Below are 9896 nucleotides of genomic sequence, written 5' to 3'. Positions count from 1 at the left end.
GTTCGCCGGCGTGCTGCGCGGCGGCACCGCCGGACGACCCTTCGCCCGGCTCTGGATCTCCGCGCCCGAAGCGCGGGCGGCCGAGGCCCTGGCCCTCGCCGCCACGCTCGCCACCGACCTGCCGGTCGCCGTGCCGGCAACCGCCCTCGCCGAGGAGGCGCGCGGCCTCGCCCTCGGCACGCCGGCCCGGCCGTTCTGGCGCGGACCGCCCGACCTCGCCGGCGCGACCACGGTCGAGGACGGCGCGCGCCGCGCGATCGCCCAGCTCACCCTCGCCCTGGTGGCCGCGGCCCCGGTCGCGGCCGAGGGCGCGGATCCCGAGGGCGTGCACCAGATGCGCGTGGCCATCAGGCGGCTGCGCACGGCGCTGACCGTGTTCCGTGCCGCGATCGGCTGTCCTGCCACGGCGGCGCTGAAGGACCGGCTCGGTGAGCTGGCGCGCCGGCTCGGCCCGGCGCGCGACTGGGACGTGCTGATCGCGGGCACGCTCGCCGAGGTCGCCGCCGCGTTCCCGCAGGCGCCGGCGCTCGCCCGCCTGCGCCGCGCCGCCGTCCGCGCGCGCGCGGCCGCCTATGCGGAGGTGCGGGCCGCCCTCGAGGCGCCCGCGTTCCGCCTCCTCACGCTCGAGCTTGCCGCCGCGGCCGTCGCCCCGCCCTGGCGCGAGGCCACCGATGCCGAAGCCGAGGCGTTGCGCTCCGCCCCGCTCGAAGCCTTCGCCGCAAGCGCGCTCGCCCGGCGCCACCGCCGGCTGATGCGCGCGGGGGCAGGCTTCGCCGGCCTCGACATCCCGGCCCTGCACGCGCTGCGGATCGAGGCCAAGCGGCTGCGCTACGCGGGCGAGTTGCTGGGCGGGCTGTTCGGCAGGAAGCGGCGACGGCGCTTCCAGAAGGCGCTGGCACGGCTGCAGGATGCGCTCGGCCACCTCAACGACACCGCGGTCGCGGCCGGGCTGATGCAGGCGCTCGGCGGTCGCGGCGGCTCCACCTGGGCGGCGGGCGTGGTTCAGGGCTGGGTCGCCGCCAAGGCCGCGCCGGCGCGCGAGGATGCGGCTCGGGCTTGGCATCGGCTCGCCGAGCGCGCGCCGTTCTGGCAGGCGTGACGCCAGCTCAGCCGCGCTGGACGGGCCGCACGCCGAGAATGTGCGCGATCGCGTAGACGAGGTCGGGACGGTTGAGGGTGTAGAAGTGGAACTCGTCCACCCCGGCCGCCTGCAGCCGCCGCACCTGCTCGGCTGCCACCACCGCCGCCACCATCCGCCGCGTCTCGGGATCGGCGTCGAGCCCCTCGAACAGCCGCGCGAGCCAGCCCGGCACCGAGGCGCCGCACATCGCGCTGAACTTCACGACCTGCGCGAAGTTGGTCACCGGCAGGATGCCGGGCACCAGCGGCACGGTGAGCCCGGCGGCAAGACAGCGATCGAGAAAGCGGAGATAAACGTCGGTATCGAAAAAATACTGCGTGATCGCCCGGGTCGCCCCCGCATCGATCTTGCGCTTCAGGTTGTCGAGATCCGCCTGCGGGCTCGCCGCCGCCGGATGGGTCTCGGGATAGGCGGCGACGCTGATCTCGAAGTCGCCGATCCGCCTGAGCCCCGCGACGAGATCGGCGGCGTAGGCGTAGCCCTCGGGATGCGGCTGGTAGCCGGCGGCGCCCGCCGGCGGATCCCCGCGCAGGGCGACGATGTGGCGGATCCCCGCCTCCCAGTACGCGCGCGCCACCGCATCCACCTCCGCCCGGCTTGCGCCCACGCAGGTCAGATGCGCCGCCGGCGTCAGCGTCGTCTCGGCGAGCAGCCGCGTCACCGTGGCGTGGGTGCGCTCGCGCGTCGAACCGCCGGCGCCGTAGGTGACCGAGACGAAGCGCGGCGCGAGCGGCTCGAGCCGGCGGATGCAGGCCCAGAGCTGCTGTTCGAGCGCCTCGGTCTTCGGCGGGAAGAACTCGAAGGAGAGTTGCGGCGCGGGCAGGTCCTGCGCCGAGATCGGCGGCACCCCCTCGCGCGGGCCGGCGGCCCAGCGCGCGAGCACGGAGGCGGTGTTCATGGCGGTCACGGCGGTGCTCCTGGTCGCAGGCGGCCTGATTGGCGCGGTGGCGGGGGCAGCGCAAGGGATACCCCCATGCGGCCCTGCGCGTGACGCACGTAACTCTTCACTAACACGTATTTGCGTCATATCGGGCGGGTCGCTAGTGTTCGCGCGCCGGGCGGTCGCCCGCCCGCCGAGCCGAACCCGGCGAGCGTCGCGACCTCCCCGGTCTCCCCTGATCCGCGGCCGGTGTCGTGCCATTCTTGCGAGCAGGACCGAAGATCTGATGCGCCTACACCTCCTGCGCCTTGCCGCCCTGCTCGCCGCCGGCCTTGCCGCCGGCTGCGCCCTGCCGCCGCCCGAATCGGAGCCCGAGGCGCGCTCCGAGTATTTCGAGCGCAACGACCCGCTCGAGCCGCTGAACCGCGTCACCCACACCTTCAACGAGGCGGTGGACGTGATGCTCCTCCGCCCGGTGGCGGAGATGTACCGGCTGTTCATCCCCCAGCCGCTGCGCACGGGCATCGGCAACGCGATCGACAACCTGCTTCTGCCGCGGACGGCCGCGTATCAGCTCCTGCAGGGCAAGCCCGACAAGGCGGCCGAGGCGGTCGGCCGATTCGCGGTCAACAGCACGGTCGGCATCCTCGGCATCTTCGACTTCGCCTCCGATCTCGGTCTCGAGCCGCAGTTCGAGGATGCCGGCCAGACGCTCGGGGTCTGGGCCGGCACCACGAATGGCGGGCCGTACATCGTGCTGCCGCTCCTCGGCCCGTCGAATGTGCGCGACGTGGCCGGCCGCGCGGTCGACTTCTTCACCGATCCCTGGGGCTATCTCGGCCAGGGCGACACGGTCGAGGCGCTGCGCGTCTCACGCGTCGCGCTGCAGACGGTGGACACGCGCGAGCAGCTCATCGAGCCGATCGACGCCCTGCGCGAGAGCAGTCTCGACTACTACGCCGCCGTCCGGTCGGTGTACCACCAGCAGCGCGCGCGCGAGATCCTGGACCAGACCGAACCGCGCCGGCGCCGTTTCGACTGGAGCGGCCAGCCGCCCCGATAGGCGATCCGGTTCACGCCATGCAGCGACGCGCCGTGCTCGCGGCCCTCCTGGCCGCCCTTCCCCTCACCCGGCTGCGCGCCGATGCGCGCAGCGACCGCGCGGCCGCCTTCATCGAGGAGAAGGGCCAGGCCCTCGTCGCGGTGATCGACAGCGACGCGCCGGTCGCGGAGAAGCGCGCCCGCGTCGCCGCCATCCTGCGCGAGGCGGTCGACGTGCGCGGCGTCGGCCAGTTCGTGCTCGGCCGGCACTGGCGCACCGCCTCCGAGGCCGAGCGCGCCGAGTTCCTCCGCCTGTTCGAGGAGACGCTGGTGCGCAACCTCTCCGCCCGCTTCGGCGAGCTGAAGGGGGTCACCTTCGCGGTCGGCCGCGCCCAGCCGCGCGGCGAGGAAGGCGTGATGGTCGCGACCACGGTGGACCGGCCCGGCCAGCCCGCGGTCGCGCTCGACTGGCTCGTCGCGGAGGTGGACGGCCACCCGCGCATCGTCGACCTGGTCGCGGAGGGCACCAGCCTGCGCATCACCCAGCGCTCGGAATACAGCTCGGTGATCCAGCGCGGCGGCGGCAGGCTCGACGCCCTGCTCGAGGCCATGCGCCGCCAGCTCAGCCAGCTCGAGGCGCGCGAACTGGCAGCGAACTGAGGCAAGCCGCGCCGCCGGACGCCACGGCCCCGGACCGGTGGGACGAGGAAGGCCGGTCTCATCCCGCCTCGACCACGATCACCGCGATCGCGCCGTTCATGGTGCGCGCGGTGTGCACCGCCCCCTGCCGGCGTGGCCCGGCCCGCGCCACCAGCCGCCTGAGCCCCGTTTCATCGCGCATCGTGCGCGCCCGGCCGGTTCCGAGCGACCAGAAGGCGTCGTCGCCCGCCTCCGCGACGCGGTTGCACAGCACCAGCCGCCCGCCCGGCCGCAGCAGCCCGAGCGCAGCCGCGATCAGCCGCTGCGCGGCATCATCGTCCCAGAGTTCGAGCGTCTTCTGGTAGATCAGATCGACATTGGCCGCCGGCGGTTCGCGCTCCAGCGCTTCGAGAGGGTGGCGCTGGATCGGGTGCAGCCAGGGGAGCGGCATCTGGCTGTGGAGCGCCGCCAGCACGGCCGGATCCGCCTCCAGGGCGAACCAGCGGGCGATCCCGCCCCTTGAGGCCGCGGACGACAGCGGCGCCTCGCGCATCAGGCCGGGGTTCACGGCCAGGACCGTGGCACCATGGCGGCGTTCGGCCGTGGCGTCGACCAGCCGAGCGACGATGCGCTGCCGCTCGCGTGTCGCCTCGGGCCAGGGCAGGCCGGCACTGGCGGTGTAGAGGTTGCGGCCCAGGGGAGTCGCGGCGTCGACCAGCGCCGTGGAGGCAGGATGGCGGAGCAGGAGGTCGGCCAGGGCGGTGTCGCTCGCTACCCCCTGCGGTCCGCGGCGCCAGGCGCGGGCGATCAGCGGGTCCTGGAGCAGGCGGAGGGCCAGGGGATGCCCCGCCATCGCCGCGCGCACGGCCGGCCAGTCCCGCGATCCCGCGGCCGCGCGCAGCTCATGCAGGGCGGGGACCAACTCGGTCAGCACCGCATGCGCGCCGAGAGGCTCGTCAAGGGTCAGGACCCAGGCGTCGCAGTGGCGCAGCAGATCCGCCGTCGCCCCACCCCCGCCCAGCCCGGCCGTCATGCGCCCACTTCCGACCTTGCACGCATGATGGCGCTATTGTGATGCATTCCCGCCGCCATCCAATGCCCTGAATGTGACGGGTTCGGCCGGCATCGCCCCGGCGGTGCCACGGTTCCGCTGCACGGTCGCCGCGTGCGGCGATATGCTTTGCAGGAGGCGCGCGTCGTGGCGCGCATCGGACGGGCAGCCATGCGCCAGACATCCCTCCCCACCCTCGGGCCGGTCGCTGCCGAGGCGCGGCCGGCGCCCGCGCTCTCGGTGGTCGTACCGGCCTTCGACGAGGCGGAGGTGCTGCCGGCGTTCCATCGCCGGCTGGCTGCGGCGATGGAGGGGATCGGCCTGGCGTGGGAGGTCGTCTACGTCAACGACGGCTCGCACGATGCCACGCTCGAGGTGATGCTGGGCCTGCGCGCGGCCGATCCGCGCGTCGCGGTGGTCAATCTCTCCCGCAACTTCGGCAAGGAGATCGCGCTCACCGCCGGACTCGACCATGCACGCGGCACGGAGGCGGTGGTGGTGATCGACGCCGACCTGCAGGACCCGCCCGAGGTGATCCCCGATCTCGTCGCCGCCTGGCGCGAAGGGTTCGACGTGGTCTACGCGCAGCGCCGCGTGCGCCACGGCGAGGGCGTGCTCAAGCGCGCGACCGCAGCCGCCTTCTACCGGCTGATGCAGCGCATCGGCGGCCGGGTGCGCCTGCCCAAGGACACCGGCGACTTCCGCCTGATGAGCCGGCGCGCGCTCGATGCGCTGCTCACCTTGCGCGAGCAGCACCGTTTCATGAAGGGCCTGTTCGCCTGGGTCGGCTTCCCCTCGCGTGCGGTGCTGTACGACCGCGCCCCGCGCGCCGCCGGGCGCACCAAGTGGAACTGGTGGAAGCTCTGGAACCTCTCGCTCGAGGGGATCACCAGCTTCACCGTGGCACCGCTGAAGGTCGCGACCTATCTCGGCCTCGTCACCGCCGCGATCGCGCTCGTCTACGGCACCGTCGTGGTGGTGAAGACGCTGCTGTTCGGCAACCCGGTCGCCGGCTATCCGAGCCTGATGACGGTGATGCTGTTCCTCGGCGGCGTGCAGCTGATCACGCTCGGCATCATCGGCGAGTATCTCGGCCGGGTGTTCAACGAGACCAAGCGCCGCCCGCTCTACCTGGTCGAACGCCACCTGCCCTCCGCCGCGCCCTCAGCCGCCGGCGGCGCAGGCGAGCACGCGGTCGAGCGGGCGGCAGAGGCCCGCGTCGCCTAGCAGCGGCACGGCCTCGGGCAGGACGAGACGAAGCTCGCCCGGCGCGGGCGGGGCTGCGGCGATGGCGGCATCCGCGCAGCGCGGCGGATCCCGCCAGCGCGAGAGCTGCATGGTGTTCACCGGCACCGCCCGTTCCGAGACGAGCAGCAGCAGTTCCTGCACCGCCTCGCGCGTCGCGTGTCCCTCGGGCGGGATGCACATCCAGCTCGGCAGGATGGTGACGCGCGCCGCCGCGGCGATCGCCGGGCGCAGCGCGGCGGCATCGACGCTCCAGGGCAGGTGCTGCGCCGCCCAGGCGGCAAGCGCCGCGCGGTTGGGCGCGGCATCGATCCACTGCACGACGCCGGCCAGCAGCACGAGCGCGGGGCCCAGGCGCGGCAGGCGCGCGAGCAGCGCCGCCATGCCGATCAGGAGCGCATAGCCCACCGGCCAGAAGAACCGCCCGGAGGCGCGGAACTGATCGAGGAGCGCCGGCGGCGGGCCGAGATCGAGCAGCACGCGCTCGCCGATCCCCACCCGCTGCGACACCGCGAGCAGCGTCAGCGCGACGAGCGCGAGCGCAAGTCCGGCATGGCGGCGCACCGTCTCCGCCAGCGCCGCGCGCCGGCGCAGCGCCAGCACGACCAGCCCGGCGAGCAGCCCGGCGCCGAGCCAGTTGTAGCCCTCCCAGCCACCCATGCCGGTGGCGTCGATCTCGCGCCCGACGAGCGGCAGCAGGGCCGAGCGTGCCGGCCAGACCGGCGCGAGCAGGTTGAGCGCGTAGCGGCCGTAGCCGCCGTCGCCCGTCGCGCCGAGATAGCCGAGCGTCCAGAGCGCCAGGGCGACCGCCCCCACCGCCGCCGCCGCGGCGATGGCAGCCATGCGCCAGCCGCGATCGTTGCGCAGCAGCAGCGTCAGCGGCGCCGCGGCGACGAGGGCGAGCACCATCAGCGCGAGATAGGGATGGACCAGCAGCGCGGCGAGCGCGAGCCCCGCCGCGGCGGCCGCCGCCCTGCGCGAAGGCGCGCGCACGAGATGCAGATAGGTGCCGAGGCCAGCCAGCAGAAGGAAATGCCCCATCAGCGCCGCATGGCCGTGGCGCGCCAGCCACGCCGGCATCGCCGCCGCCGCGAGCGCGACCCCGATCGCCGGCAGGAGCCGCCGTTCGCCCGTCGCGCGCAGGCACCACACCGCGGCGAGCGGCTGGAGGATCATGACGATCCCATGCCAGAGCCCGATGCCGTGGAACCCCGGCGGCAGCAACGGCGCCAGCGCCTTGAGGGGCAGCGCGAGCAGCGGAATGCCGTCGGCAAGCGCGATGTTGGTCCCGCCCTCGCCGAGCGTCGGCGCGACCAGAAGCGGCCAGCCCCAAGGGGTGGCGATGAAGTAGCGCTGCGCCACCACGTGTTGCGCGATGTCTCCGGAAAGCCGCCAGTCGGCACCGTCCGGCGGCAGCACGAACGACACCGGCAGCAGCATGACGGCGAGTGCCAGGCCGACCAGTGCGGCGAGGGCCAGCGGGACGCCGGCCCCGATCGTTTCGTTTTGCACCGCCATAATCCCGCCGTCACTCCGTCCGATTACCGACGCTGCCGCCGACCAGGATGCGGACCGTGCCGGCCGCCGTGCCGGTCGTGAAGGGGCAGGGGTAATGCTTTCTGCGGAAGCCGGGAACGTGCTGACCTCGGATCCACCGCTCGCGGTGATCGAACCCATGCAACTCACGCTTGCGCCGGCCGCCGCTTCTGCAAGCCACGTCGCGCCGGCCAACGATGTCGGTCCGGCCTGTCCGGTGCTGCCGCGGCGGAACGCCCTGCACGCGGCGGCGAAGCGCGCGATGGATCTGGTCGGTGCCGCCCTGCTGCTCGTGCTTTTCGCGCCGCTGATGGCGCTGATCGCGGCCCTGGTCGCGCGCGACGGCGGGCCGGTGTTCTATGCGCATCGCCGGGTGGGGCGCGACGGCACGAGCTTCGGCTGCCTGAAGTTCCGCACCATGGTGCCGGACGCCGAGCAGCGGCTCGCCGAGCTGCTCGAGCGCGACCCCGAGGCGCGCGCCGAATGGGAGACGACGCGCAAGCTCAAGCGCGATCCGCGCGTCACCCCCGTCGGCCGCTTCCTGCGCGCCTCCTCGCTCGACGAGCTCCCCCAGCTCGTCAACGTGCTGAAGGGCGAGATGAGCCTGGTCGGCCCGCGCCCGGTGCAGCAGGCCGAGCTGAACGACTTCTACGGCACGGCCGCCTCGCATTATCGCGCCGTCCGGCCGGGGCTGACGGGGCTGTGGCAGATCAGCGGCCGCAACGACACCTCCTACGCCTATCGCGTCGCACTGGACGTCGCCTATGTCTCGCATGCGACGCTGCTCGACGACCTCAGGATCCTGCTCCGCACGCCCTTCGCGGTGCTGCGTCGGCGCGGGGCATACTGAGGCCCCTCCCCGCCCGGCCCGGCGCTGACGCGCGGGCCGGGATCGGCTAACCAGACCCGCGATGACCGATCCTGCCGCCGCGCGCGCCGGCACGCGCCGCCTCGTCTCCGGGGTGGTCTGGAACGTGCTGGGCCGTGGCCTGCCGCTCGTGGTGGCGCTTGCGCTGACGCCGCCGCTGGTCGCGGCGCTGGGGATCGAGCGCTGGGGCCTGTTCACGCTGGCGCTCGGTCTGGTCGGCGTGTTCGGCGTGTTCGATCTCGGCCTCGGCGCGGCGCTGACGCGCACGCTTGCCGAGCGGATCGGCCGCGGCGAGCGCGCCGGCGAAGGCGCGCTCGTCGCCTCGGCGCTGGCGCTCCTGCTGGTCCTGAGCATGCTGCTCGCGGCCGCGCTTTGGCTCGCCGTGCCGGCGCTGGTCGAGCGCGGGCTCAACGTCCCGCCCCCCCTTCAGGCCGAGGCGATCGCCGGGCTGCGCGTGCTCGCCGCCGCCGCGCCGCTCGTGGTGGTGAACGCGGCCCTCTGGGGTGTGCTCGCGGCGCATCAGCGCTTCCGCGCGGCCAATCTCGCCGCGATGCCCGTTGCCGTCCTGTACTATCTCGGCCCGCTCCTCGTGCTCCTGGTGTGGGACTCGCTTGCCGGCGTGATGCTCGCGCTGGTGGGCGCGCGGCTCCTGAACACCGTCGCCTATGCGGCGCTCATCCGCCCGATCGTGCCCGGGATCTCGCTGCGCGCGGTGAGCCTGCGCGCGGTCGCGCCGCTCCTGCGCCTCGGCGGCTGGATGAGCCTCTCGGGCGTGCTGACGCAGGTCTCGCTCTATACCGACCGGTTCCTGATCGGCGCGCTGCTGTCGCTCGCCGCGGTCGCGTTCTACGCCACCCCGCTCGACCTGGTGATGCGGCTCTGGATCCTGCCCGTGGCGGTGGCGCAGGCGCTCCTGCCGGCGCTCGCCTCCTCGTTCCGCGCCATGCCGGGCGAGACCGCCGCGCTGCTCCGCCGCGGCACCCTGCTGATCGCGGGGCTGGTGCTGCCCGGCTGCGTGGCGCTGAGCGTGCTCGCCCATCCGCTGCTGCGGCTCTGGCTCGGGGCTGCGTTCGCCGACGGCGGCGCCGAGGTGCTGCGCATTCTCGCGGTCGGCATCCTGTTCAGCTGCGCGGGCTTCGCGCCCGGATCGCTGCTCGACGCGATCGGCCGGCCGGACGTCACCGCGCGCTTCGCCCTGACCCTGGCGCTCGTCTCGCTGCCTGTGGCGGTGCTGCTGCTGCTGGTCGCCGGCATCGAGGGGGCCGCGATCGCGTGGTCGCTGCGCGCAGCGGTGGAGTGCGGCGGGCGCATGCTGCTCGCGGCGCGGCTCTATCCGGCTGCCGCGCCCGCGCTGCGCCGGATCGCGCCGGTGCTCGCCGCGGCCGCGACCGCCCCGGAATAGGCCGGGCGGTAGCCGAGACGCTTCATCATCGGAATGGTCAGCTCTCCGGTGGTGACGACGTCCGCGGTCGGGCTGCCGGAGATCGTGCCGTAG

9 protein-coding genes are annotated in these 9896 nt (G+C 74.0%); 6 read left to right on the top strand and 3 right to left on the bottom strand.

The window, feature by feature from the left end; all coding sequences use genetic code 11:
• A partial coding sequence (locus FK498_RS14290; protein ID WP_141855657.1) for a CHAD domain-containing protein occupies positions 1-1099 on the top strand: 1099 nt, incomplete at its 5' end.
• Positions 1100-1106: 7 nt separating this feature from the next.
• Here FK498_RS14290 and metF read toward each other — a convergent pair.
• Positions 1107-2039: a methylenetetrahydrofolate reductase [NAD(P)H] gene (metF, locus tag FK498_RS14285; protein WP_141855659.1), complete on the bottom strand. Its 933-nt coding sequence runs from the start codon at positions 2037-2039 to the stop codon at positions 1107-1109.
• A 268-nt stretch (positions 2040-2307) separates the two neighbouring features.
• Between metF and FK498_RS14280 the strand changes: the two genes are divergently transcribed.
• Positions 2308-3084 (top strand): VacJ family lipoprotein, encoded by a 777-nt coding sequence (locus tag FK498_RS14280; protein WP_161988423.1) that lies wholly within the window; start codon positions 2308-2310, stop codon positions 3082-3084.
• Between the two features lie 17 nt (positions 3085-3101).
• Positions 3102-3722 (top strand): phospholipid-binding protein MlaC, encoded by a 621-nt coding sequence (locus tag FK498_RS14275; protein WP_141855655.1) that lies wholly within the window; start codon positions 3102-3104, stop codon positions 3720-3722.
• 58 nt (positions 3723-3780) lie between these two features.
• Here FK498_RS14275 and FK498_RS14270 read toward each other — a convergent pair whose 3' ends face one another.
• The gene (locus FK498_RS14270) at positions 3781-4734 is read right to left on the bottom strand and encodes a hypothetical protein (RefSeq protein ID WP_141855654.1); all 954 of its coding nucleotides are present in this window, start codon (positions 4732-4734) and stop codon (positions 3781-3783) included.
• A gap of 189 nt (positions 4735-4923) precedes the next feature.
• Between FK498_RS14270 and FK498_RS14265 the strand changes: the two genes are divergently transcribed.
• Positions 4924-5979 (top strand): glycosyltransferase family 2 protein, encoded by a 1056-nt coding sequence (locus tag FK498_RS14265; RefSeq protein ID WP_141855653.1) that lies wholly within the window; start codon positions 4924-4926, stop codon positions 5977-5979.
• Here the strand turns inward: FK498_RS14265 and FK498_RS14260 are convergent.
• A complete protein-coding gene (locus FK498_RS14260) occupies positions 5917-7509 on the bottom strand; it encodes a DUF6311 domain-containing protein (RefSeq protein ID WP_141855652.1) in 1593 nt (530 codons plus the stop codon). The two genes, FK498_RS14265 and FK498_RS14260, sit on opposite strands and share 63 nt — an antisense overlap.
• Positions 7510-7672: 163 nt before the next feature.
• Here FK498_RS14260 and FK498_RS14255 point away from each other — a divergent pair, with 163 nt between their 5' ends.
• Positions 7673-8383 (top strand): sugar transferase, encoded by a 711-nt coding sequence (locus tag FK498_RS14255; protein WP_237560954.1) that lies wholly within the window; start codon positions 7673-7675, stop codon positions 8381-8383.
• A 61-nt stretch (positions 8384-8444) separates the two neighbouring features.
• On the top strand, positions 8445-9803 hold the full coding sequence (locus tag FK498_RS14250) for a flippase (protein ID WP_141855651.1): 1359 nt from the start codon (positions 8445-8447) through the stop codon (positions 9801-9803).
• Positions 9804-9896: the final 93 nt, after the last annotated feature.

This window comes from Elioraea sp. Yellowstone (assembly GCF_006704265.1).
Taxonomy (GTDB): domain Bacteria; phylum Pseudomonadota; class Alphaproteobacteria; order Acetobacterales; family Acetobacteraceae; genus Elioraea.
The sequence above is the reverse complement of the archived record's forward strand: the minus strand, read 5'-3'. Positions and strand labels throughout refer to the sequence as shown.

Bases quoted from the DNA above. Each gene is read 5' to 3' on its own strand.
- metF (WP_141855659.1), bottom strand. From the start codon at position 2,039: ATGAACACCGCCTCCGTGCTCGCGCGCTGGGCCGCCGGCCCGCGCGAG.
- FK498_RS14280 (WP_161988423.1), top strand. From the start codon at position 2,308: ATGCGCCTACACCTCCTGCGCCTTGCCGCCCTGCTCGCCGCCGGCCTT.
- FK498_RS14275 (WP_141855655.1), top strand. From the start codon at position 3,102: ATGCAGCGACGCGCCGTGCTCGCGGCCCTCCTGGCCGCCCTTCCCCTC.
- FK498_RS14270 (WP_141855654.1), bottom strand. From the start codon at position 4,734: ATGACGGCCGGGCTGGGCGGGGGTGGGGCGACGGCGGATCTGCTGCGC.
- FK498_RS14265 (WP_141855653.1), top strand. From the start codon at position 4,924: ATGCGCCAGACATCCCTCCCCACCCTCGGGCCGGTCGCTGCCGAGGCG.
- FK498_RS14255 (WP_237560954.1), top strand. From the start codon at position 7,673: ATGCAACTCACGCTTGCGCCGGCCGCCGCTTCTGCAAGCCACGTCGCG.
- FK498_RS14250 (WP_141855651.1), top strand. From the start codon at position 8,445: ATGACCGATCCTGCCGCCGCGCGCGCCGGCACGCGCCGCCTCGTCTCC.